Below are 24,361 nucleotides of genomic sequence, written 5' to 3'. Positions count from 1 at the left end.
CGTCCTGAATTTATTCATGTCCAGCCTCCAAATGATCAGCCTTCGCGGCAGCGCAGCACTCTCCGATTTTCGTCTCGATAAAATTCTCACTGCGCTCAAGGCAACCGCCCCGCGTATCAGCCATCTCTATGCCGAGTTCTGGCATTTTGCCTGGTCCGAAACCACGCTGACCACCGCCCAGCAGGACACCCTGAAGAAGATTCTGACCTATGGCCCCAAGCTGCACGAAGAGCAGCCGCAAGGTGAATTGCTGCTGGTGGTGCCACGCCCCGGCACGATTTCGCCCTGGGCATCCCGCGCGACCGATATTGCCCGCCACTGTGGGCTCGAAGCCATGCAGCGCCTGGAGCGCGGTGTGGCTTACTATGCGGCCACGGCCGATGGCACGCCCCTGACCGAGGCTGAAAAGCAGGCGCTGAAAGCGCTGATTCATGACCGCATGACCGAAGCCGTCTTCCCGACGCTGGAAGATGCTGCGCGTCTTTATCACATTGCCGAACCAGCTCCGCTGTCCACGGTGGATATTCTCGCCGGTGGCAAGCCCGCACTGGAAGCGGCCAATAGCGAGATGGGCCTGGCGCTGTCGCCGGACGAAGTGGATTACCTGCTGGAAAACTTCACCCGCATCGGCCGCAACCCGACCGATGTTGAGCTGATGATGTTTGCACAGGCCAACTCCGAGCATTGTCGTCACAAGATTTTCAATGCCGACTGGGTGATTGATGGCGTAAAGCAGGACAAATCGCTGTTTGCCATGATCCGCAATACGCATCAGCTGAACCCAGGCAATACCGTGGTGGCGTATTCCGACAATGCATCGATTGTGCAGGGCGAAACCACCCGCCGCTTTTACCCGCAGTCCGATGGCGAGTATGGCTACATCGAGGAAGACATGCACTTCCTGATGAAAGTGGAAACGCATAACCACCCGACGGCCATTTCACCGTTTGCCGGTGCGGCGACGGGTGCTGGCGGTGAAATCCGCGACGAAGGTGCGACCGGTTCCGGCTCCAAGCCCAAGGCTGGTTTGACCGGGTTTTCCGTGTCCAACCTCAATATTCCCGGCTTCAAGCAGCCGTGGGAAACCGATAACGGCAAGCCGTCGCGCATTGCTTCGGCCTTGCAGATCATGATCGACGGCCCACTGGGTGGTGCCGCCTATAACAACGAATTTGGCCGCCCCAATATCGCCGGTTATTTCCGTACGCTGGAGCTTGAAGCCGCCGGTGAGCTGCGCGGCTATCACAAGCCCATCATGCTGGCGGGTGGTGTGGGCAATATCTCCGCCAAGCATTCGAAAAAGAATCCGATTCCACCGGGCGCCTGCCTGATTCAGCTGGGCGGTCCCGCCATGCTGATTGGCCTGGGCGGTGGCGCGGCATCCAGCATGGATACCGGTGCCAATACCGAAAACCTGGACTTTGACTCGGTGCAGCGTGGCAACCCTGAGCTGGAGCGTCGTGCGCAGGAAGTTATCGACCGCTGCTGGCAGCTGGGGGATGACAATCCTATTCTGAGTATTCACGACGTCGGCGCTGGTGGTATTTCCAATGCCTTCCCCGAACTGGTGAATGATGCCGGTGTGGGCGCGCTGTTTGAGCTGCGCAATGTGCATAACGAAGAGCCCGGCATGTCGCCGCGTGAGCTGTGGAGCAACGAGGCGCAGGAGCGCTATGTGATGGCGGTGGCGGTGGAAGATCTGGCACGCTTTGCCGAGATTTGCGAACGTGAGCGCTGCCCGTTTGCCGTGATTGGCCATGCTACCGAGCAACGCCACCTGACCGTGGCCGACAGCCATTTTGACAACAAGCCGGTGGACATGGATTTGTCCGTTCTGCTGGGCAAGCCACCCAAGATGACGCGCACCGTGACGCATCTGGAGCGCGACCTCAAGCCTTTTGATGCCAAGGTGTCGCTGAAAGAAGCCGCCGAGCGCGTATTGCGCCTGCCAGGTGTGGCCGACAAGACTTTCCTGATCACGATTGGTGACCGCACGGTGACCGGCCTGATCGCCCGCGACCAGATGGTGGGCCCATGGCAGGTGCCAGTGGCCGATGTGGCGGTGACGCTGGCGGGTTACGAAACCTATCGTGGCGAAGCCTTTGCCATTGGCGAAAAAGCGCCACTGGCGCTGATTGATGCCCCGGCTTCCGGCCGCATGGCGATTGCCGAATCCATTACCAATATAGCCGCCAGCCGCATTGAGCAGTTGTCTGACCTCAAGCTTTCTGCCAACTGGATGGCGCCTGCCGGTCACCCCGGTGAGGATGCTGCACTGTTTGATACCGTGCGTGCCGTGGGCATGGAGCTGTGTCCGCAACTCGGCATCAGCATCCCGGTCGGCAAGGATTCCATGAGCATGAAAACCGTGTGGGAAGAGGGCGGCGACAAGAAAGCCGTGACCGCCCCGATTTCGCTGGTGGTCACTGCCTTTGCCCCCACGCCCGATGCACGCCAGACCCTGACGCCGCAACTGCGCACGGATCTGGGCGACAGCAAGCTGATACTGATTGATCTGGGCAATGGCCGCAATCGCATGGGCGGTTCTGCGCTGGCTCAGGTATATGGTGCCACCGATAACGTAGCGCCTGATCTGGATAAACCGGAGCAGCTCAAAGCCTTCTTCGAGCAGATTCAGGCGCTGAATGCCGCTGGCAAGCTGCTGGCATACCACGACCGTTCGGATGGCGGCCTGTTTGTCACCCTGGTGGAAATGGCGTTTGCTGGTCGTTGTGGCATTGATATTGATCTTTCGGCGTTGTCTGGCGATGCCGTCAGCGTACTTTACAACGAAGAGCTGGGTGCCGTGATTCAGGTGCCCGCTGCCGAAGCATCCACCATTGCCGAGCAGCTCAACCAGGCTTTGCAAGGCTGTGCGCATGTGTTGGGCGCACCGGTGACCAACAATCACGGCATCATCATTCGCCAGCATGGCGAAGTGGTATTTGCCGAGCTGCGTACCGATCTGCATCGCATGTGGTCCGAGACCACTTATCAGATGCAAAAGCTGCGCGACAACCCGGTCTGTGCGCAGCAGGAATACGACCGTATTCTGGATGTGCAAGACCCAGGTCTACATCAATACCTGACCTTTGATATCGCCAACAAGATCGAAGCGCCTTATGTGGCAACCGGTGTGCGTCCCCGCATGGCCGTGCTGCGCGAGCAGGGTGTGAATGGCCAGGTGGAAATGGCAGCGGCGTTTGATCGTGCTGGCTTCCAGTCGGTGGATGTGCACATGAGCGACATCATCAGCGGTCGCGTCAGTCTTAAGGACTTTGCCGGTGTGGTGGCCTGCGGTGGCTTCTCGTATGGCGATGTGCTGGGGGCGGGCGAAGGCTGGGCCAAGTCCATCCTGTTCAATAGCCGCGCCAACGATGAGTTTTCAGCTTTCTTCCAGCGCGAGGATTCTTTCGCGCTGGGTATTTGCAATGGTTGCCAGATGATGAGCAACCTGCGCGACCTGATTCCCGGTGCCAGCCACTGGCCGCATTTCGTGCGTAACCGCTCCGAGCAGTTCGAGGCGCGGGTGGCCATGGTGGAAGTCCTGGATTCGCCTTCGCTGTTTTTCAGTGGCATGGCGGGTAGCCGCATGCCGATTGCTGTCGCGCATGGTGAAGGTTTTGCGGAATTTTCTGATGAAAGTGCGGTCAACAGCGTACTTGCCGACAAACTGGTCAGTATACGGTTCGTTGACAATACGGGGAGTGCGACGGAAACCTATCCATTCAATCCCAATGGTTCGCCACAGGGCATTACCGGACTCACTACGCGCGATGGGCGTTTTAGCATTATGATGCCGCATCCGGAGCGTGTATTCCGTACCGTGCAGCACTCGTGGCATCCTGATGGCTGGGGTGAAGATGGACCGTGGATGCGTATGTTCCGTAATGCACGCAAATTCATCGGTTGATGTGTGAACGTGGATGTTAATTAAAATACGATAATAAGATTAGAGAGAGAACAGCATGAAAACAATCAAGGCAATCCTGTTGGCAGCAGCACTCTGTATTCCGTTTTCGGCCTTTGCGCTGACAGGCGATGAGCAGGTCGAGTACACCGATGCACTGGGTACCGGCAAGCTCAAGGTGGTCAAGAAATACTTCAGCGAACACAAAGTGGACGTTAACGACAAATACTTCGCCTGGTCGGCTTTGCAGATTGCCGCCAACAAAGGCCAGTTGGCCGTGGTGAAGTATCTGGTTGAACAAGGCGCTGATGTGAATTACCAGCACCCCATGACCAAAATGACGCCGCTGCATCTGGCGGCCTATGATGGCTATACCGATGTCGTCAAGTACCTGATTTCCAAGGGCGCTGACGTCAATATCAAGATGCGTGGTGGTGTTTCCATCGTGCGTGCCGTCAGGGACACAGGCAACACCAAGATGGTAGAAGTGCTGGAAGCTGCAGGCGCCAAGGACGATGGTTGCGAAGGCCAATGTAACTAGGCTTGTTATCAAGCCCATGCAGTTAAAGCTGGTGTTTAACCCGCTATAATCCGAAGAGCGAAGCCTGTCATCGAACACAGGCTTCGCTCTTTTGCATTTCCCGGCCGCTTGGCCCAATCCTGCAACGATTGGTAGCCCATGAAACTGATAGCCTCATACTGGATTCCCGCCTTGGGAATCCTCACATGTATTTCCGGTAGCGCTTATGCGCAACCTCCGCAATATTCCCCCCATATTCAGGTGCTGGCTGCCTCCTGCGCGGCCTGCCATGGCACCGATGGCAATAGTGTCGGTGGAACGCCCGTGCTGGCCGGTCTCGATAGCCTGCATTTCATTCGCCAGATGAAAGCATTTCGTTCTGGTGAGCGTCCGGCGACCGTGATGCAACGCCACGCCAAAGGGCTGACGGAAGACGAGATCGTAGGTCTCGCCGCGTTTTTTTCCACGCAGCCGCGGGTGACTGGCAAGCTTCCTCCGTCCATGAAGCTGGAGCCCTCCCATGATTGATAGACGCAATTTCCTCAAGCTCGGCTCGGCGGCGGCACTGCTGACCGGGTGCTCGCCTTTATTGCGTGCGGCCGGGAGACCCAAGCCCAGAGTCGTGGTGGTCGGCGGTGGCTATGCAGGTGCGGCTGCAGCGAAATATCTCAAGCTGTGGGGCGGTAATGCCGTCGATGTCGTGGTGGTGGAGCCCAGCTCGCAGTTTGTCTCCTGCCCCCTGAGCAATCTGGTGCTGGGCGGTAGCAAAACCATCGACGACCTCACCTTCAGCTATGCCGCGCTGAAGAAAAACCATGATCTGCAATGGGTGCGCGACTCGGTGGTGGCGATTGATCCTGAACATAAAAAGCTGATCCTGGGCCGCAGTGATTTTGGCTATGACAAGCTGATCCTCGCTCCCGGCGTCGACTTTATTTACGATGCGCTGCCGGGGCTGGAAAGCGACGCTGCCCGCAAGCAGGTGCCGCATGCCTGGAAAGCCGGGGAGCAGACGGTCAATCTGCGCCGCCAGCTGGAGAGCATGCCGGACGATGGCGTGTTTGTGATGAGCATCCCCAAAGCGCCGTACCGGTGTCCGCCCGGGCCTTACGAGCGCGTCTGCCAGGTGGCATTTTACTTCAAGCAGCACAAGCCTAAGGCGCGCATTATCGTGCTGGATGCCAATCCGGAAATCGTCTCCAAGAAAGGCTTGTTTACCAAAGCCTGGGCTGATCTCTATCCCGGCATGATTGAATACCGTCCCAATAGCGTGGTGGTTGAGGTGGATGTGGCGGGCCATACCCTGATGACGGAGTTCGATAGCATCAAGGGCGATGTGCTGAATGTGATTCCGCCACAACGCGCCGGTATCCCAGCGCAACTGGCGCAGGCCAACAATATCGACAAGCGCTGGTGCGAGGTCGATTTTCTGACATATGAATCTATGGTGGTTCCGCATGTCCATATCATAGGCGATGCGGTATCAGCGGCCCTGCCCAAGTCGGCGCACATGGCGACATCGCAAGCCCGGGTATGTGCCAATGCCGTGCTGGCCGCACTGACCGAGCAGCCGATCGATACATCGCCGGTGTTTGCCAACACCTGCTACAGCTATGTGAGTGACCACATGGCGATGCATGTTGCCAATGTGTATCGCTACAACCAGGCGAAAAAAATCATGCTGTCAGCTGAAGGCGGCGGCGTCTCAGACGCTCCTTCCGAACTTGAGGCAGACTATGCCCGCTACTGGGCGCAGAATATCTGGTCGGATGTGCTGACATAAAGACATCAATGACCCTTTACAGGAGCAAGTGAATGCCCAACCCGAGTATTCGACGGCCGTTCGGCGGATTCTGCATGATGCTGGCGGGGATCATGACCGTCGCATCTGCCAGCAGCCATGCCGATCAGGCCGTTGAAGCGCCCATCCCGGCAGATGTGGCAAGTGCCGTGCGCTTGCCTGCTGGCTTCAGCCTGAATGTGTTTGCCCGTGTGAATCCGGGAGAAGGGTATTTCAGCGGCCCGCGCATGATGGCATTCGGCCCGGATGGCAATCTCTATCTCACTACCGGGATGGGTGGCCAGGTGCTGATGCTGCCTGATCGCGACAAGGACGGCAAAGCCGATGAAACCGTAGTGGTGGCTGACAAGCTGAATGCGCCCAACGGCATTGTTTTTGTGGATAAACAGCTGCTGGTGGCAAATCAGGATGGCGTAGTCCGGCTGGAGCAGCAGGGCGGCAAATGGCCCGCTAGCAAAGCGCAGCCCATCATCAGTGGACTGGCGACGGGTGGGCATACCCTCAAGACCATCAGGCAGGGGCCGGATGGTTATCTCTATCTCAATGTTGGCTCCAGCTGCAATGTTTGCGTGGAGCAAGACCCTAGCCGTGCGGCTATTCTGCGCTATACCGTGGATGGCAAGCCTGCCGGGGCATTGGTGACGCTGGGGCGCCATGCCCAGTCAGCCGTGTGGGCGAGCGGGCTGCGCAATTCACAGGGCTTTGCCTGGCATCCGCAAACGCAGGCCATGTTTGCCACCAACAATGGCGCCGATATGCGCTCGGAAACCCGTGGCGGGCGCGTGAATGATGATATTCCGCCTGAACATCTGAACCAGATTGAATCTGGGAAGAACTATGGCTGGCCGCATTGTTGGGGCCAGCGCGTGCCGGATCCCAACTTTGAAGGCCCCAGCGGATTCTGCGATGCCATGCAGCCGCCGGCCATCACCTTTGACGCGCACTCCACGCCACTGGGCATTACGTTCCTGAATCAAAGCGGGTTCCCCAGGGATTACCAGCAGGATGCCATCGTGGCGCTGCATGGCTCGTGGAACCGGGTAACTCCCTCGGGATACAAACTGGTACGTGTTAAATTCAAGCAGAATCAACCCGTTGAAGTCACGGATTTTGCCACTGGCTGGCTGCAAGGAAACGCGGCCTGGGGACGCCCGGTGGATACGCTGATTGGCCCGGATGGTGCCTTGTATGTGTCAGATGACCGCTCCGGCCTGGTGTATCGCATACGCTATCAGGGCAAGTAATCGTTTTTAATGAAGGAAAGTACCATGAAACACAAACTGCATTTACTCTCGTGGCTGGTTGCCGGGCTCTTGCCGGTGCAAGCCATGGCGCTGGCAGACGAAGCGGCCGCCAAGCCAGCCGATATGCTGATTTACATCAATCCACAGGAATACCAGCACCCGATCAAGCTCTGGCAGTTTTACAACGACTACTGGTTTGCCCAGGGCCCGGCAGTAGAGCCGGTTGCCAAAGAGGTGATGGGGGCCGAGTTTGGCAAGGTTGGCATGTGCGAGAGCAATCTGGTGGGCAATACGCTGGTCAAGCTGCAACCCAAGATGTTCTACAACCCGCACATGAAGATTTTCTACGGCACCATTATCGCCAGCGCTTATAGTGGTAGCGGCAAGCCGATAGGCACCTATGTCGGCGAGTCGCAAAAAACCGGCTATCTGGATGTCGTGCCTGCCTATCAGGTGGAACAATCTTACAAGCTCGCCATGCAACAAGTGGTAACCAAGATGAAAGCCGACCCCGCATTCAGCGATGCCGTGAAGAATGGCATTCCCTCCAACGAAACCGCTACGCCATGTTCCATGGTGAGCGTGCTGCCCTCTATAAAAAGTCCTAAATAACCAACCCAGGAGATATACGCCATGACCCGAATTCCCCGTCTCACCCCGCTTGTGCTCGCGTTGTCCGTGCTGTTCGCGCCGCTGGTGCATGCCCATGAAGGCAAAACCATAGGCGGCTTCAAAACGCCAGAATCCGTGCTGCAAACCAAGGATGGCCGCGTGTTTGTCTCTGAAATCGGCGAATTCGGCAAGGATGGTGATGGTCAGATCAGCGTCATCTCACCCGATGGCAAGGTCAGCGTATTCGCGACCGGCATGGATGACCCCAAAGGCCTGACGATTATCGGGCAGGATATTTATGTCACCGACAAGGCGCGCGTGCTCAAAGTCAAACCCGACGGCAAGTGGGAAGTGTTTGCCGATGCCAAGGCATTCCCGGTGACGCCGCAGTTCCTGAATGACATTGAGCCCGATCCCAAAGGCAATCTCTACGTCAGCGACAGTGGCGATATCAACACTGGCAGCGGTGGCGCCATTTACCGCCTGGACAAGGCCGGCAAGGTCACCCTGGTGATCGACGGCAAGCAGGATCCCAAGATACTCAGCCCCAATGGCCTGGTGGTGGATGATACCGGCGATGTTCTGCTCGAAGTCGACTTTGCCTCCGGCATCCTCTACAGCTACAACATGAAATCCAAAAAGCTCACCAAGCTCGCGGAAGGTTTTGGCGGTGGTGATGGCCTGGTGCACGCCAGCTCCGGCGTTATTTACGTCAGCGACTGGAAAAACGGCAAGGTATTTGAACTGGGTCACGACGATGAAGTGAAACTGCTGAAGGATGGATTCAAGGCTTCTGCCGACATTGCCCTCAGCAAAGATGAAAAATACCTCATCGTGCCTGACATGAAAGCAGGCGAAGTAGTGTGGTTGCCTTTGCATCCGAAAAAGCATTGATTCGTCATTTAACGACGATAGCGATGAAAGCCGCCCTGAATTTGCTGGGCGGCTCACTGCAACGCAGGCAGCCGTTCTGAAGTAGCTAGCTTGTAAACAAGCGTTTCTGGAAGCTTCTGGTGCGGCTGACCATGTGTTGATTTAAACGCTCCAGCATTGTTTTCTCAGTGCCGACCGATGCTGCCGCATCAAGGTCTTCCGATACTTTGCTTAGTCCAGTCAGCAAGTTGTGTGAAATTTCCTCGGCAATCTTCAGTACATACTTGGACTTGAAGCCCAGAGACTCAGCCATCATTTTCACGTGGTCTTTATGAATCTTTGACGGGTCATTTTCACCGCCAATCCTGAAGGCAAATTTGCGAGACAAGCCTGGGTAAAGTGAGGTAGAAATCAAATCGTAAAATGGGCTTAATCTTGCACCCGTAGGTGTGTAGTACACAGACAGGTTTTTTGCATGACTGTCGTTATTGCCAGCATAAAGGTTAAAAAACAGCCATTGAATAAAGCGTTTTTTATCAGCGGCTGCCACACCACTTTGCGTGAGCAACTCACGACATCTCAGTAATGTCGGCCCGCCATCCGATTCGTATTTTATGGTGGAGGGCTTGCCATCGATCTGGCACAAATCCAGCTGATGCAGCTTTTTGATATGCCCTTGTGGATCCAGCGTCCTGTCATATCGTTTAATCACGCATGCTTTTGCAATCGCTTGATAACAAACTTCCGCTACACCAAGCCCCAGCCGGGCTGCGAGTGTCATCGTAAACGTCTCATTGATGGCAGATGCCCAGACGCCTTCAATCCCCTTGATGTCCGGCTTAAGGATGTGAGTGGATGGCGAGCTGCCCAGAGGCAGTAATGGATTTCCATTCGAGTCTATGCAAATGCTGAGTTTTCTTTGTGCCCCTGCCAACGAAATTCTCAGCCCTTCCTCTTCCTGAATAGTGCGTATAACCCCTTGCTGCTGAGTAAACTCATCGGCAATATCCTGCCATGTGATGGCTTGGTAGCTGGGGGGCTGTGGCCCTTTACCCTCAGGCAGTATGGTGAGATCGCTTGCGGTGTCACCGCCGATCACACTCAGCAATCCAAAAGTGGAGGTGACCTGGTATTTAAGGGTTAATAACTCTCGCAAACCCGCTTCAGGCAACAGATTTTCAAAGTAGGATTCAACCGCTTGCCCGGAGTGTTCTGCTTGCGATACAGGCAGTTGAGGCGATATGCCAAGGGGATGGTTTTTTTGCCATCCAGCATCGTAAATAAATTTCAGGGGTGTTTCATTGAGTAGGACACCGACCAGTTGTTTATCTCGGTAAACATCCAGTTTTTTCACGATGGCCATCAGAGGCTACCTTTTTTCTGAATCACCATTTCCAGCCCAAGCGTATCCAATACATCGAGAACCTTTTGAAACTGTACGGTTGGTTTGCCATTTTCCAGTTCCACAATAAAGCGATTGCCGGTATTGGCCAGGCCCAGAATATCTGCCTGTGTCATTTTTTGCGCGACTCTGCATTCACGCACCAGATTGCCTAACTCCTGGACGGAGGTTATGGCGACCGGCTCATTCAGTTTGCTGGCGTTGTTCATCATGACGTCCGATATATTACCTAACGGTAATATATTACATGAGTGAACTCATTAGGCAATAAAAAATTACCGTTAGGTAATTTAATTGAGCGTTTCAGCGGATTTTATTTGGATAATTACCTTTCGGTAACTATATTGTGGCGTGAGGTTTGAAAACAGGGCCTAAATAGCTTGAGTTTTATGCCAATGGCTGGTTTTCAAGATCAAATCGTCTGAAACTCGTACTCAGGCAAACAACCCCACCAACCCTTCCAGACCCACATGATTCAGCGCATAAGAGGCCTGCTGCTGCACGATAGGTTTGGCATGATACGCGACACCCGCAGTGGCGACGGACATCATCTTGAGGTCGTTGGCACCGTCACCAATGGCGACTACCTGATCCGCGCTCAGTCCTAGTTTGTCGCGGGTGGCGATCAGAAAATCGGCCTTGGCCTGGGCGTCGACGATATGGCCGAGCACCTTGCCCGTGAGTTTGCCGTTTACGATTTCCAGTGAGTTGGCCTGGGCATAGTCCAGCCCCAGCATGGCTTTTACCTTGTCGGCGAAGAAATCAAAACCACCAGACACCAGCATGGTGCGTATTCCGTTTTCGCGGCAGGCGTCTATCCAGGTCTGGGCGCCGGGGTTGAGTTGCAGGCGCTCGTCGATGACGCGTTGCAGGGCGGAGTCTTCCAGGCCTTCCAGCAGGGCCACGCGGCGGCGCAGGCTTTCGGCGAATTCGATTTCACCGCGCATGGCGCTTTCGGTAATGGCGGCGACTTGCGGTTTGAGTCCGTACATGTCGGCGATCTCGTCTATACATTCAATGCTGATGAGGGTGGAGTCCATGTCCATCACTGCCAGGCCGAAGCGCTTGAGGGTGTGCTTGTCATCAACATAGGCGCAGTCAATTTGCTGCTCGCGACAGAAGTCGATGACGTTTTGCTGCGCTTCCGTTTGTCGTGGCAGGCTGTAGGCGTGCTCGGCCAGTTGCGTGAATTGCAGCCCTTGCTGGGCACCGCTGAGCTGGTGCAAGTGGGCGAGGTGCGAGAAGCTAATGGCAGAGCCTTGAACAACGAGACGCATGGCAGGGATCGAAGTCTGTGAGTAAGGCTGGCATTATACATTGCGCGGGCTCTGCATGCGGCTTCCGGGCCGCTATCTGCACTGGCGCAATAGGCCGAATTGCGCGAAAATGCGGTATTGCATCCACACTAAGCCCCTTCTATGAATTTGCACGAGTATCAGGCCAAAAGCCTATTGCAGCGCTACGGTTTGCCCATTCCCCAAAGTCAGGTCGCAGAGAATCCCCAATCCGCCGTTGAGGCCGCCAAGAGCATTGGTGGCGATGCCTGGGTGGTGAAGGCGCAGATTCACGCGGGTGGCCGCGGCAAGGCCGGTGGCGTCAAGGTGGTGAAGTCGTACGAGGATGTGGAAGCGGTGGCCGCCAGTTTGCTCGGCAAGCCGCTGGTCACGTATCAGAACGCGCCGGATGGTCAGCCTGTATTGCAGGTGCTGGTGGAGCAGACCTTGCCGATTGCGCGTGAGCTGTATCTCTCCCTGCTGGTGGATCGCAGTCTGGAGCGCGTGGTGATGGTAGCCTCGGCGGCGGGCGGCATGGATATTGAAGAAATCGCTGCCACCCAGCCGGAAAAAATTCTGCAGGAAGTATGCGACCCCCTGAATGGTCTGGTGGATTTTCAGGCGCGCAACCTGGCGTTTGGTTTAGGGTTGGCCGGTGAGCAGATTGCCGCCTTTGTGCGCCTCGCCAAGGGCTTGTACAAGCTTTTCAAGGAAAACGACCTCGCCTTGCTGGAGATCAATCCGCTGGTGGTGACTGCCGAAGGTGCGCTGGCGGCACTGGATTGCAAGATGAGCGTCGACGATAACGCGCTTTACCGTCAAAAAGCCCTGGCCGAGCAGCGCGACTGGAGCCAGGACGATGCCAAGGAAGCCGAAGCGCACAACGCCGGGCTCAATTACATTGCACTCAATGGCAACATCGGCTGTATGGTCAACGGCGCCGGGCTTGCCATGGCCACCATGGACCTGATCAAGCTGCATGGTGGCGCGCCTGCCAACTTTCTGGATGTGGGCGGTGGCGCAACGGCCGCCACTGTGGCGCGCGCCTTCAAGATCATTCTGGCTGATAGCAACGTCAAGGCCATCCTGGTGAATATCTTCGGCGGCATCATGCGTTGCGACATCATTGCCGAGGGCATCATCACCGCGGTGAAAGAAGTCGGCATCCAGATTCCGGTTGTCGTCCGTCTCGAAGGTACAAACGTTGAGCTTGGCAGAAAGATGCTGAGCGAAAGCGGTCTTTCGATTATCTCGGCAGCCGGCTTGACCGATGCCGCCCAACAGGCGGTGCGTGCCGTCAATAATGCAGCAGTGAAAGCGTAATCATGGCAATTCTGGTTGATCAACATACCAAGGTCCTGTGCCAGGGGTTTACCGGCAAGCAGGGTACTTTTCATTCCGAGCAGGCGCTGGCCTATGGCACCCGCATGGTAGGCGGCGTGACGCCTGGCAAGGGCGGTCAGCAGCATCTGGATTTACCCGTATTCAATACCATGCGCGATGCCGTGCGTGAAACCGGCGCCAATGCATCGGTGATCTATGTGCCGCCACCTTTTGCTGCAGATTCCATCCTCGAAGCCTGCGATGCAGGCGTTCCGCTGATCGTCTGTATTACCGAGGGCATCCCCGTGCTGGACATGCTGAATGTCAAGGCCGCCCTGAAGGCCAATGGAGCCCGTCTGATCGGCCCCAACTGCCCAGGTGTCATCACGCCCGATGCCTGCAAAATCGGCATCATGCCGGGCAGCATCCACCTGCGTGGCAAGGTGGGGATTGTTTCCCGCTCCGGCACCCTCACGTATGAAGCGGTGCACCAGACCACTGCCTTGGGCCTGGGCCAGTCCACCTGTGTCGGCATAGGTGGCGATCCTATCCGCGGCATGAATTTTATTGATTGCCTGGCATTGTTTGAACAAGACCCCGAAACCGAAGCCATCATCATGGTGGGCGAAATTGGTGGGGCCGACGAAGAGGCGGCTGCCGAGTACATCAAGCAGCATGTGACCAAGCCAGTGGCAGGCTATATTGCCGGCCAGACGGCGCCCAAGGGCAAGCGCATGGGCCATGCCGGTGCGATTATCTCCGGTGGCAGTGGCAAGGCAGAAGACAAGATACGGGCACTGGAGCAGGCGGGTGTTATTGTCGCCAGCTCACCAGCCGGACTCGGCGAAGCAGTACAAGCGGCCATCAAGGCCGCGACCCCAGCGAATTGATCACAAAGGAATCACATGCGGCGCTATCCTGACAAGGTTGCAATAAAACTCCTGCTGGCCCTGGCAGCTCCCATGCTGGCATTGCCATTGCCATTGGCCTTGCCCGTCGCGCAGGCCGCCGAGCAGATTCCCTATTTGCTGACGGTATCTTCCAAAGGTGATATCGCCACGGTCAAAGCCATTCTGGACAGCGGCGCCAGCCCCAACACCAAGGATGCCGATGGCGTGACGGCGCTGATGTATGCGGCGCGCAAGGACAAGGCTGATGTGGTCAAGCTGCTGCTGCAGAAGGGCGCCAACGTCAATGCCAAGGATAACGGCGGCTGGACAGCGCTGATGATGGCGGCCAAAAAGAACTTTGTGGCTACGGCAAAAGTGCTGCTGGAAAACGGCGCCGACCCCAAGATTCGCGATGAATCCGGCTGGAGTGCATTGGGCATGGCCGCCACCTCTGGCTACAGCGAGATGGTGGATCTGCTGGTGAAGAATGGCGTAGACGCCAGCGCCAAGAGTGACGATGGCAAGAGCGTGCTGATGTATGCCGCCAAGAATGGCGACTTGCCCACGATCAATACCCTGATTGATAACGGGGCGGACATGCGTGCCCGGGATCGTTTCGGCGCCACTGCGCTGATGTGGGCAGCCCGCGAAGGCAATGCCGCTGCGGTGAAGCTGCTGCTGGAGCGGGGTGCCAAGGTCAATGAGCAGGATAGCTCCAAATGGACTGCGCTCACCTGGGCGGTCAAAAAGTCGAATGTCGATGCTGCTACTGTGCTGCTGGACAACGGCGCTGACGTCAATCATCGCGATTCCGAAGGTACGCCGCTACTACAGCTGGCAGTGGACAATGGCTCGGTTTCCATGGTCAAACTGATGCTGGAGCGCGGCGCCAATGTCAAAACCAAGGATCAATACGGACTGACAGCCCTGGTATATGCCCTCAAGGGTGGCAACGCAGAAATCGTACAACTCATCAAAGATGCAGGTGGAAGCTATTAGTAAATCGCAGATGCAGGTTGCCATTGCCCAGATCAATTGCGTAGTGGGCGATCTCGCCGGGAATGCTGCCAGGATATTGAGCTATGCGCATGAAGCCAAGGCCGCCGGCGCCAGCTTGATGCTGACACCGGAGCTTGCCCTGAGCGGTTACTCGCCGCAAGACCTGTTGTTGCGTGAAGACTTTACCCACCATTGCCAGCGTGAACTGCAAGCGCTAGCCAAGGCATTGCCTGCGGATATTACCGTGGTCGTCGGCCATCCCCACCGTGAGCATGGGCGGTGTTATAACGCTGCCTCGGTATTGCAGGGCGGACGCATCGTGCTTACGTATCACAAGCATGCCCTGCCTAACCATAGCGTGTTTGATGAGGTGCGCTACTTTTCTCCCGGTAACAAGGCTGGCGTGTTTGAACATCAAGGCGTGCGCTGCGGTATCCTGATTTGCGCCGATGTCTGGGAGCCAGGTCCGGCAAAAGTCAGCAAGCAGGCTGGTGCCGAATTGCTGCTGGTGTTGAATGCCTCGCCTTTCCATCTGGAAAAACAGCAGCAACGCTACAAGGTATTGGGCAAACGGGTGGAAGAGACTGGGTTGCCGCTGGTATATGCCAATCTCGTGGGCGGCCAGGATGAACTGGTGTTTGATGGCAACTCGGTGGTGATTGATCGTTGTGGCGCGCCTGTGCAGCAATTGCCTGCCTTCACTGAGCAGCTGGCGCTGGTCAGCATAGACCTCAGTCCGCAGAACCGCGCCAACCCGCTGCCTGCCGAGATCGCGCCAGGTCTGACACGTGAGGAATCTGCCTACCAGGCATTAACTCTTTGCCTGCGCGATTATGTGCAAAAAAATGGTTTCCCCGGCGCCGTGCTGGGCTTGTCTGGCGGGATAGACTCGGCGTTGACCCTGGCGATTGCCGTCGATGCCCTGGGCGCTGACAAGGTGCATGCCGTGATGATGCCTTCGGAATTCACTGCCGACATGAGCGTGGATGATGCTTGCCAGATGGCGCAATTGCTGGGGGTTAAATACACGGAGCTGCCGATCAAGCCGCTGTTTGACCAGTTTTGTGCGACGCTGGCCGAACCTTTTGCCGGAACCAGCTTTGATATCACCGAAGAGAATCTGCAAGCCCGCATTCGTGGCATGCTTTTAATGGCATTATCGAACAAGTTTGGTAGCATAGTGCTTACCACGGGCAACAAGAGTGAAATGGCCGTGGGGTATTCCACCCTGTATGGTGATATGGCTGGCGGTTTCGCTGTACTGAAGGATATCTCCAAGACATTGGTGTATCGATTGGCCCGCTACCGCAACAGCCTGTCGCAGGTGATTCCCGAACGCATCATTATTCGGCCACCGTCGGCGGAACTGCGGCACGGGCAAACCGATCAGGATAGCCTGCCGCCCTATGATGTGCTCGATGCCATCATGGAGGCGTATGTCGAGCGGGATAGCAGCCGGCAGGAAATCATTGCCATGGGATATCGCGAGCAGGATGTCGCGCGCGTGCTCAACCTGATAGACCGCAATGAATACAAACGGCGACAATCGCCGATTGGCGTGCGAGTGACAGAGCGCGGATTTGGTCTGGACCGACGGTATCCTGTGGTGTCCAGATTCGTGAGCAAAGACTGAATCAACTAAAAGAGGCTAGGGGACATAAGCAAATGAAGAAAATTGAAGCAATCATCAAACCATTCAAACTCGACGAAGTGCGTGAAGCGCTGTCTGAAATCGGTGTGAATGGCCTGACCGTGACAGAAGTAAAAGGCTTTGGCCGTCAGAAAGGCCATACCGAACTTTATCGCGGTGCTGAATACGTGGTGGACTTCCTGCCCAAGATCAAGGTTGAGCTGATTATTGCCGACAGCCTGCTGGATGCCGCGATGGAAGCCATCATCAAGGCAGCTCGCACTGGCAAGATTGGTGACGGCAAGATTTTCGTGTCGAATGTCGAACAAGTGGTGCGTATTCGTACTGGCGAAACGGACGAGGCCGCCATCTAGGCTGCCCAGGTGGGCTAGATCCTCTTTATGCCGGTCATTGCCAAGACAGTGCTGTTGCTGACCATGTCAAACGTCTTCATGACGTTTGCATGGTATGCCCACCTTAAAAGCCTCAATGACAAACCCTGGTATGTCGCTGCATTTCTCAGCTGGCTGGTCGCGTTTGTCGAATACATGTTTCAGGTGCCTGCCAACCGCGCAGGCTTTACCGTCCTCTCCCTGGGCCAGCTCAAGGTGTTGCAGGAAGTCATCACGCTGATGGTTTTTGTGCCGTTTGCCGTGTTTTACATGCATCAGCCACTCAAGCTGGATTATCTATGGGCAGGCTTGTGCCTGCTGGGCGCGGTATATTTCATGTTTCGGAGTTAAGTCAGGTAAGTCTGTTAAGTGCCCGGCGTTCGTCATGAACGGACATTCAATAAAACAAAAGGCCCGACGCCATGGCGGCTCGGGCCTTTTGTCATTCTGCTGCCAGGCGTGTGTTGTCCGCTGACTAATACCCTAGCGCGCGCGCCGTCTGGTAAAACACAAAGCTCACTACCCACGCCAGGCCCAGCGACCATAACAGCGAGAGCATCATGAAGCCTATGCTTTTGGACTCGTTTTTGAGCGTGGCAATGGTGGAGAGGCAGGGGGTGTAGATCAGCGTGAACAGCATGAAGCTCATGCCTTGCACCCAGTCCAGCTTGGTCGCCATGACTTGCATCAGGGCATCGCCCTGCAGGCCATAGATAACGGCGAGCGCGCCCACGACGATCTCCTTTGCCACAAAGCCAAAAATCAGCGCTATCGCCAGCTGGCCGTCGATGCCAACCGGGTTGAGCACGGGCGCCAACCAGGTGCCTATCATGCCGGCAATGGTGCCTGCGCTGGCTGCAGGAACGTCGCTGGGGAAGTTGGTCAGCGCCCAGACCAGCAGCACCCCGATGATGATGAACTTGCTGGCGCGCGTGAGGAAGTGGCGCACCTCTTGCCAGCCGCGCAGCCAGATCTGGCGTGGCGTGGGGAAACGATAAGGCGGCAGCTCCAGAATAAACGGCTCGGTGCTGCTATAGCGGCCTTTATAAATCACCGCCGTCAGGAAAATGGTGGCGAAGCTCACCATGTAGAGCGAAAACAGCACCAGCGGTGCCTGCTTCGGTGTGAATAGCGTGGCCGTCATGAACAGGAACACCTGCAGGCGGGCCGAGCAAAGCGAGAGGGGGATGACCAGCATGGTGAGCAGGCGCATATTGCGCGAACGCATGACCCGGGTTCCCATCAGGGCTGGCACATTACAGCCAAAGCCCATCAGCATCATGACAAAACCACGGCCATCCAGGCCCATCTTGGCCATCAGCGCATCCACCAGAAAAGCGGCGCGCGACAGATAGCCGCTGTCTTCCACCATGGTCATCACCAGGAAAAACAGCACGATGATCGGAATGAATGCCGCGACCGTACCGATGCCATTGTAGATGCCATCCAGCATCAGGCCGCTGAACCAGGCAGGCGCACTCTTCAGCAATGGCTCCAGTACATCGGCGCGGAACAGATCCAGCGCCCAGGCAATGCCTTCCTGCAAGGGCGTGCCCAAGGTAAAAATAAACTGGAACAGCAGATACATGGCAGCAAAAAACAGGGGCAGGCCTAGCCATGGGTGCAGCAACACACGGTCTATGCGTGAGGTCACCACATCATCCAGCTGCGCCGGGTAATGCACGGTGCTTTTGACGATGGCTTCCATCTGGTTTTCGATGGTGTCGTCGTTTTTCAGTTGTTCGCGAATCTCCGCCGGGCTGGGGTGCTGCTCGGCCAAGTGCCGGGCGGCTTCCTTCAGAGCTTCCGGGCAGCCATTGCCATGCTTGGCGCTGATCTGCATGACAGGCATCTGCAATTGCTGCTGCATGCCGGGCAGGTTGAAGGTGATCCCGGATTTTTTTGCCTCGTCGCTCATGTTCAGCAGCAGAATACAGGGCAGGCCCAGCGCTTTTACCTGCAAGGCGAGGGAAAGCTGACGGTCTATCTGCGAGCCATTGAGCACGATGACGGCAAGGTCGACATCGTTGTTTTCAAGAAAATGCCTGACCACGGATTCATCATCTGAAAACCCATGCAGGTCGTAAATGCCTGGCAGATCGATGATCTCGACGATGTGACCACCCAGCAGCAGCTTGGCGGCCATCAGGTCTACCGTGATGCCCGGCCAGTTGCCGACACGCGCCGAAGCGCCGCTGACACGATTGAAAAAAGTGGATTTGCCCGTGTTGGGCATGCCGAGCAGGGCGATACGTTTCATTGTTGGCTAATCTGTATGCGGCGCGCTTCTGTGACGCGCAGGATGATATCGGTGGTGCCGATGCGAACATGCAAAGGGCCGTTAAAACTGGCACGGCGGATGACTTCGATTTTCTTGCCGATGCGGAAACCCAGCGCGGCAAGCCGTTGGAACAGGGATTCATCAGCATCTATACCGCAGATCACCGCATGGGTGCCAGGCTGCAGTTGTGAAAGGTCGGACATTGGTTTGTTCAACAAATGATAATTATTCTTATTATTTCACAATTTGCTCAAGCTGGCATGCCGGATTTGTGTTTGCCATCTCGCCGCTTGGCTGAATTCTTCACTGTCGCCAGCCACGATGCTCGCAGTGGGTGTTCCTCCGCCAGCATGTGCAAGCTGCATTCCGCCACGGTCTGGCTGCGTTTGGTGATACGGCATTTCCTGAGCTGGTCTCTGCGGAAGAAATGCAGTGTGAGGCTGGCACCTTCGGTCAGTCGTGCTACCTGTTCCTGTAACTGTTTGGCGCTGGCTTTGATGCCATCGGCGGCAATAATCACATCCTGTGCGGCCAGGCCGGCCTCTTCGGCCGAGCTGTTGCGATAGACATGCGCGACGCGCGTGTCCTGCTCGTTGGCCAGCTGCAAACCCCAGGCGCTGCGCAGGCTGTTGCTGGCAGCAGGCTTGGCTTCATCCTGATAATCAATGCCAACGTTGGCAAACAGCTTGCGGAAGGCGGGGTCCTCGGTACCACGTACAAGCTTGTCCAGAAGTTTGCGCAGGTCGTGCCCGGTGTGTTTCAGGATAAGAGCATCCATCTGTTCTTCGGCCATGGCTGCCCCCGTTAACTGGTAATCTCGCCACATGCCTTGCATCAGGATATCCAGCGAGCTGCCTTTCTTGCGCAGGGTAAGGTCAAGCGCCAGTGCCACCAGCGAGCCTTTCAGGTAATAGCTGATCTGCGCATTCGGCGTGTTCTCATCCGGCTTGTAGAGCTTGATCCATGCATCAAAGCTGGATTCATCCACACGCTGCACATGGCGGCCAGGCGTGCGCAGGTAGCGGGTGATGGATTTGGCCTGGTCCTTAAGATATTCCTCGGGCGACATCAGGCCACTGCGTACCAGCATCAGGGTATCGTAATACGCGGTAAATCCTTCAAACACCCACAGCAAGCGGGTATAGGCTTCCTGCCCGAGGTCGGGTTCCACAAATGCCTGGGGGCGCATGCGCTTCACATGCCAGGCATGGAAATATTCATGGCTGCACAGCCCCAGGAAATCCTGATAACGGCTGGTATCAGCCTCCGCACCTGTGGAGGGCAGCCAGCTGCGCGGGCAGATCAGGCTGGTGGAGTCGCGATGTTCCAGGCCGCCATACTGGTCGTCGCCCGCGGCATACAGCATGAAGTCGTAGCGCTCGAATGGCGCGCTGCCAAAAAAGCCGATATGCGTTTCGCACAAGGTCTTGAGGTCGCGGGCTATTCTTTTAAGGTCTGCCTGATGCGTGCCTGAAACAATCAGGCGATGCGGAATGCCAGCGGCCTTGAATGTCACGATAGCGAGCTTGCCTATCTCCACCGGGTAATCGATGAGTGCGCGATAGTCAGGCGCCTGGTACAAGCCGAATCCGGCGCGATTTACCTTGATGGCGGGAAGTGCGGTACCAACTTGCCAGTTTTTGATGTCGGGAGCATGCAGCGTCACCTGACATGGGGCGTGCTCTTGTCCTGCCACACAGAGAAACAGGCTGGAGCCATTGAAGTAGCCGCGTTCGTCGTCAAGGTAGGCCGTCCGCACCGAGAGGTCGTAGGCATATACCTGATAGCGCAAGGTCAGCGGACCTTTGCAGGGGGCACACTGCCAGCGGTGTTTGCTGACTTTTGCGATCTCGACGGCCTTGCCGCTGGACATCGCCTCCATGCTCACAATATGGCGCGCAAAATCTCTTACCAGATAGCTGCCCGGTATCCAGGCTGGTAGTGAAACCTCTTGTCCCTGAGGATCGGGCTTGGCGATAGTGCATTGCACTTCAAAGAGATGAGTGGCGGGCTGACCTAAGCGAACTTGATACGAAATGGTGGACATCATCAGGATATGGGCAAGCGAATAAAAATGCGAATGCATGCCAGTGTAAAGCACTCGGCGGCATGTGCAAGTGATGCATAAACATGCCTGGGTTCACGTGGGCGACGCATAAAAAAAGACCTGGCTAGCCAGGTCTTTTTTAATCGCGCCAAGTGCTAGGCCCGAATAACTCCGGGCTTAGCCAGACTTACTTCTTGGCAGGATTTTCTACAATCTTCGCCTTGCTGCGCAAATCGGACAGCAGCTTTTCCAGCTGGCGTTGTTGCAGTTGTTTTTTCAGGGCATCCTGTACTTTTTCAAAAGGCATAGGTTGCGCGTCACGTACATCTTCCAGCTTGATGACATGCCAGCCAAACTGGGTTTGTACGGGATCTGCAGTGTAGCTGCCCTTTTTCATCTTGGTGACGGCTTCGCTGAATGGCTTGACCATGCTGCCTGGCGCAAACCAGCCCAGATCACCACCATTTTCCTTGCCACCTGGATCCTTGGATTTTTCCTTGGCCAGCTTGGCGAAATCAGCACCCTTGCCGAGTTGAGCAATGATGTCCTTGGCTTCAGCTTCGGTGGCAACCAGAATGTGGCGTGCGTTGTATTCCTTGTCGCCGACTTCCTGCTTGTACTTCTCGTATTCAGCCTTGACCGCAGCATCGCTCACGGGATTTTTCTTCAGGTAGTCTTCCAGATAGCTGTTCACTAGCAATTCACGGGCGGCCAGCTCTTGTTTGGCCACATACTCAGGGCGTTTGTCAAAGCCGCTGCGTTGCGCTTCCTGATAGATCAGCTCGCTGCTGATCAGGCGGTTGACGATGACGGTACGTACATTGTCATCCACATTCTGGCCGCGGGCAGCCGCATCCTTGGTGATGTAATCGAAGAGCGACTGCTTGATCGGCTTGCCGTTGACGGTGGCCACAGCCGGGTCAGCCGCCATCGCCAGGCTGGAAATGCCGATGGCAACGATGGCCAGCAAGGCTCTAAGTGTGATTTTCATGTTCATACTTCCTTGTCATTTCAATGAGGGGTTGATTAGGGATTGTTTTCATCGGGAGCGAGAGCACGAATGCTGAGCGCGTGAATTCTGCTGGGTATCAAGTCTGCGAGTGCCTGGTAAACGATCCGATGCCGGATTATGGGTGATTTGCCGCTAAATTGCGAGCTGACAACGCACACATTGAAGTGTCCACCACCGCCGTTACCGGCATGCCCCGCATGCAGGGCGCTGTCATCCTGAATGGTCAGATCAACAGGCTCCAGCACCGCCAGCCGTGTGCGGATTTCGTCTAGAAGTGACATCAGGCGGGCAGGGTCTTGCGAAAAGGTTTGACGCTGACCTCGGCATACACGCCAGCCGCCACAAAAGGATCGGCATTGGCCCAGTCTGTGGCTTCCTGCAGCGTGGCAAATTCAGCCACGATAAGGCTGCCGCTGTAGCCTGCCGGGCCGGGGTCTATGCTATCAGTCGCCGGGAAGGGGCCGGCCAGCAGCAGACGGCCAGCATCCTGCATGGCCTGCAATCTTGCCAGGTGTTCCGGGCGGGCCTGCAGGCGTTTTTGCAGACTGTCTGGCGTATCTTGCGCCACGATGGCATACCACATCACTCGTTGCTTTCCATGTATTTGTTGAGGACCAGGGTCTGGCCGATGATGAACAGAAACATCAGGCCCATGGTGCCGAACAGCTTGAAATCGACCCATATGTCGGTGGAGTAGTGAAAGGCAACGTACAGATTGAGGAAGCCCAGAAAGGTAAAGAACAAGGCCCATGCCAGATTCAGCTTGCTCCAGACGCTATCTGCCATGGTGACCTGTTTTTCCATGAGGGCGCGCATGGCATTCTTGCCAAAGAAAAACTGCGATACCACCATGGCAATGGCGAATACCCAATAAAGTATGGTCGGCTTCCACTTGATGAAATTTTCGTCATGCAAAAACAGGGTGGCGCCGCCAAAGACAATAATGATGACGCCGCTGGCGATCAGCATGTTATCGACCTTGCCATGCTTGAACTTCACCCAAGCGATTTGCAGCACTGTGGCGATCATCGCCACCGCTGTCGCGGCATATATGCCGGAAATCTTGAAGACAATGAAAAACAGAATGACCGGGAAGAGGTCAAAAAGAAACTTCATAACAAGCCTTACGCGTGAGGATGAGTTGCCGCATTTGCATGCGTGAGGTATTAGCCCTATCGGTATTTTGCTATGATTCGTCTTGTGCCACAAGACTTTACACTTCATGTTCTTCATTGCCAGCCCGACATGGCGTGCTGCAAGATGTTTTCGAGACGCTTTTCTTGATTGATCTGCATAGCCACTCCACGGTTTCCGACGGTACGTTGACCCCGGCAGAACTGGTGCGCCACGCGGCAGCCCAGGGGGTGAGACTGCTCGCGCTGACCGATCACGACGATGTCGCAGGCCTGGAAGAGGCACGCCAGGTGGCGGATGAGCATGGCATGCAGTTTGTCTCCGGCGTTGAAATCTCGGTGACCTGGAAACGCCGCACCCTGCATATTGTGGGTTTGCGCATAGATCCTACCTACCAACCGCTGGTCGATGGCCTGGCCCGAATTCGGGCCGGTCGTCATATCCGTGCCCAGGGCATGGCAGCGAGCTTGCAGGCGGCCGGTGTAGAAGGCAGCCTGGAAGGCGCTTATAAGCACGCCAAAGGCATTATCAGCCGTACCCATTTTGCCCGCTATCTGGTCGAGGCTGGCTATGCCGCCGATACACGCAAGGTGTTCAAGCGCTATCTGGTTAAAGGCAAGCCGGGGTATTACGAACACCACTGGGCCGACCTGGATGAAGCACTCGGCTGGATTATCGAGAGTGGTGGCGTTGCCGTGCTGGCGCATCCCGGCCGCTACGATCTTGGCCGCACCAACATGCTGTTATTGCTGGAGGAGTTTCGGTCCCTGGGCGGCAGCGCGATTGAAGTCGTCACTGGTAGCCATACGCCCGACCAGTTTCAGGAGTTTGGCAAACTGGCGCGGCAATTCAGCCTGCGGGCATCATTGGGGTCGGATTATCATGGCCCTGGCCACACCTATATCGAGATGGGGCGCTTGCCCGATCTCCCGCATGGATGCACTCCGGTCTGGCAGGATTGGCCAGAGCTGGAAAAACTTGCTCCCTTACCTTCTGCAGCATCTCCACTTTAACGAC

24 protein-coding genes are annotated in these 24,361 nt (G+C 56.2%); 14 read left to right on the top strand and 10 right to left on the bottom strand.

All coding sequences use genetic code 11. The annotated features are described in order from the left end of the window. The first annotated feature begins 16 nt into the window (after window positions 1-16). The 7 genes from purL (at window position 17) to ACWWD9_RS09665 (ending at window position 8,981) form a co-directional block, all read left to right on the top strand. On the top strand, window positions 17-3,913 hold the full coding sequence (gene purL, locus ACWWD9_RS09695; protein ID WP_455866912.1) for a phosphoribosylformylglycinamidine synthase: 3,897 nt from the start codon (window positions 17-19) through the stop codon (window positions 3,911-3,913). 55 nt (window positions 3,914-3,968) lie between these two features. Then, entirely contained in the window at window positions 3,969-4,451 is a 483-nt protein-coding gene (locus tag ACWWD9_RS09690; RefSeq protein ID WP_013441727.1) for an ankyrin repeat domain-containing protein, read from the top strand. A gap of 138 nt (window positions 4,452-4,589) precedes the next feature. After that, entirely contained in the window at window positions 4,590-4,958 is a 369-nt protein-coding gene (locus ACWWD9_RS09685; protein ID WP_015829697.1) for a c-type cytochrome, read from the top strand. Continuing rightward, on the top strand, window positions 4,951-6,213 hold the full coding sequence (locus ACWWD9_RS09680) for an NAD(P)/FAD-dependent oxidoreductase (RefSeq protein WP_013441729.1): 1,263 nt from the start codon (window positions 4,951-4,953) through the stop codon (window positions 6,211-6,213). Before ACWWD9_RS09685 ends, ACWWD9_RS09680 begins: the two co-directional genes overlap by 8 nt. A gap of 32 nt (window positions 6,214-6,245) precedes the next feature. Then, on the top strand, window positions 6,246-7,475 hold the full coding sequence (locus tag ACWWD9_RS09675; RefSeq protein ID WP_455866911.1) for a PQQ-dependent sugar dehydrogenase: 1,230 nt from the start codon (window positions 6,246-6,248) through the stop codon (window positions 7,473-7,475). Between the two features lie 24 nt (window positions 7,476-7,499). Continuing rightward, on the top strand, window positions 7,500-8,087 hold the full coding sequence (locus ACWWD9_RS09670) for a hypothetical protein (protein WP_013441731.1): 588 nt from the start codon (window positions 7,500-7,502) through the stop codon (window positions 8,085-8,087). A gap of 21 nt (window positions 8,088-8,108) precedes the next feature. Then, entirely contained in the window at window positions 8,109-8,981 is an 873-nt protein-coding gene (locus ACWWD9_RS09665) for an SMP-30/gluconolactonase/LRE family protein (RefSeq protein WP_455866910.1), read from the top strand. Window positions 8,982-9,066: 85 nt separating this feature from the next. On the opposite strand, the gene ACWWD9_RS09660 is transcribed toward ACWWD9_RS09665, so the two are convergent. The 3 genes from ACWWD9_RS09660 to serB all read right to left on the bottom strand — a co-directional run bounded on the left by ACWWD9_RS09660 (window position 9,067) and on the right by serB (window position 11,639). Next, window positions 9,067-10,323: a HipA domain-containing protein gene (locus ACWWD9_RS09660; protein ID WP_455866909.1), complete on the bottom strand. Its 1,257-nt coding sequence runs from the start codon at window positions 10,321-10,323 to the stop codon at window positions 9,067-9,069. Continuing rightward, window positions 10,323-10,574 carry a helix-turn-helix transcriptional regulator gene (locus ACWWD9_RS09655; RefSeq protein ID WP_455866908.1) on the bottom strand — a complete coding sequence of 84 codons (252 nt, stop codon included), beginning with the start codon at window positions 10,572-10,574 and terminating at the stop codon, window positions 10,323-10,325. Before ACWWD9_RS09655 ends, ACWWD9_RS09660 begins: the two co-directional genes overlap by 1 nt. Before the next feature lie 222 nt (window positions 10,575-10,796). Then, window positions 10,797-11,639, bottom strand: a complete 843-nt coding sequence (serB, locus tag ACWWD9_RS09650; protein ID WP_455866907.1) for a phosphoserine phosphatase SerB — start codon at window positions 11,637-11,639, stop codon at window positions 10,797-10,799. A gap of 141 nt (window positions 11,640-11,780) precedes the next feature. Between serB and sucC the strand changes: the two genes are divergently transcribed. The 6 genes from sucC to ACWWD9_RS09620 are packed head-to-tail and all read left to right on the top strand — an operon-like array spanning window position 11,781 to window position 17,221. After that, on the top strand, window positions 11,781-12,959 hold the full coding sequence (sucC, locus tag ACWWD9_RS09645; protein WP_455866906.1) for an ADP-forming succinate--CoA ligase subunit beta: 1,179 nt from the start codon (window positions 11,781-11,783) through the stop codon (window positions 12,957-12,959). 2 nt (window positions 12,960-12,961) lie between these two features. Beyond that, window positions 12,962-13,849 (top strand): succinate--CoA ligase subunit alpha, encoded by an 888-nt coding sequence (gene sucD, locus ACWWD9_RS09640; protein WP_013441737.1) that lies wholly within the window; start codon window positions 12,962-12,964, stop codon window positions 13,847-13,849. Window positions 13,850-13,864: 15 nt separating this feature from the next. Beyond that, on the top strand, window positions 13,865-14,848 hold the full coding sequence (locus ACWWD9_RS09635) for an ankyrin repeat domain-containing protein (protein WP_455866905.1): 984 nt from the start codon (window positions 13,865-13,867) through the stop codon (window positions 14,846-14,848). Between the two features lie 10 nt (window positions 14,849-14,858). Continuing rightward, window positions 14,859-16,481 carry an NAD+ synthase gene (locus ACWWD9_RS09630; protein WP_455868152.1) on the top strand — a complete coding sequence of 541 codons (1,623 nt, stop codon included), beginning with the start codon at window positions 14,859-14,861 and terminating at the stop codon, window positions 16,479-16,481. Window positions 16,482-16,513: 32 nt separating this feature from the next. Next, entirely contained in the window at window positions 16,514-16,852 is a 339-nt protein-coding gene (locus ACWWD9_RS09625; RefSeq protein ID WP_013441740.1) for a P-II family nitrogen regulator, read from the top strand. Window positions 16,853-16,879: 27 nt separating this feature from the next. Continuing rightward, on the top strand, window positions 16,880-17,221 hold the full coding sequence (locus tag ACWWD9_RS09620; protein WP_013441741.1) for a DMT family protein: 342 nt from the start codon (window positions 16,880-16,882) through the stop codon (window positions 17,219-17,221). A gap of 124 nt (window positions 17,222-17,345) precedes the next feature. On the opposite strand, the gene feoB is transcribed toward ACWWD9_RS09620, so the two are convergent. From feoB to ACWWD9_RS09585, 7 genes are all read right to left on the bottom strand, one after another. After that, window positions 17,346-19,130: a ferrous iron transport protein B gene (feoB, locus tag ACWWD9_RS09615; protein ID WP_015829705.1), complete on the bottom strand. Its 1,785-nt coding sequence runs from the start codon at window positions 19,128-19,130 to the stop codon at window positions 17,346-17,348. After that, a complete protein-coding gene (locus ACWWD9_RS09610) occupies window positions 19,127-19,354 on the bottom strand; it encodes a FeoA family protein (protein ID WP_455866904.1) in 228 nt (75 codons plus the stop codon). The genes feoB and ACWWD9_RS09610 overlap by 4 nt, the downstream gene beginning before the upstream one ends. Before the next feature lie 47 nt (window positions 19,355-19,401). Beyond that, complete coding sequence (locus ACWWD9_RS09605; protein ID WP_455866903.1) at window positions 19,402-21,237, bottom strand: M61 family metallopeptidase; 1,836 nt, start codon at window positions 21,235-21,237, stop codon at window positions 19,402-19,404. Between the two features lie 148 nt (window positions 21,238-21,385). Further along, entirely contained in the window at window positions 21,386-22,189 is an 804-nt protein-coding gene (locus ACWWD9_RS09600) for a peptidylprolyl isomerase (RefSeq protein ID WP_013441745.1), read from the bottom strand. A gap of 35 nt (window positions 22,190-22,224) precedes the next feature. Further along, window positions 22,225-22,491, bottom strand: coding sequence for a BolA family protein (locus tag ACWWD9_RS09595; RefSeq protein ID WP_013441746.1), 267 nt, complete (start codon window positions 22,489-22,491; stop codon window positions 22,225-22,227). Beyond that, entirely contained in the window at window positions 22,491-22,793 is a 303-nt protein-coding gene (locus ACWWD9_RS09590) for a YciI family protein (RefSeq protein ID WP_455866902.1), read from the bottom strand. Before ACWWD9_RS09590 ends, ACWWD9_RS09595 begins: the two co-directional genes overlap by 1 nt. Then, window positions 22,793-23,326, bottom strand: a complete 534-nt coding sequence (locus ACWWD9_RS09585) for a septation protein A (RefSeq protein WP_013441748.1) — start codon at window positions 23,324-23,326, stop codon at window positions 22,793-22,795. The genes ACWWD9_RS09590 and ACWWD9_RS09585 overlap by 1 nt, the downstream gene beginning before the upstream one ends. A gap of 134 nt (window positions 23,327-23,460) precedes the next feature. Between ACWWD9_RS09585 and ACWWD9_RS09580 the strand changes: the two genes are divergently transcribed. Beyond that, window positions 23,461-24,357, top strand: a complete 897-nt coding sequence (locus tag ACWWD9_RS09580; RefSeq protein WP_015829709.1) for a 3',5'-nucleoside bisphosphate phosphatase — start codon at window positions 23,461-23,463, stop codon at window positions 24,355-24,357. Window positions 24,358-24,361 lie beyond the last annotated feature (4 nt).

This window comes from Methylovorus sp. SPW-M1, assembly GCF_053848825.1.
The sequence above is the reverse complement of the archived record's forward strand: the minus strand, read 5'-3'. Positions and strand labels throughout refer to the sequence as shown.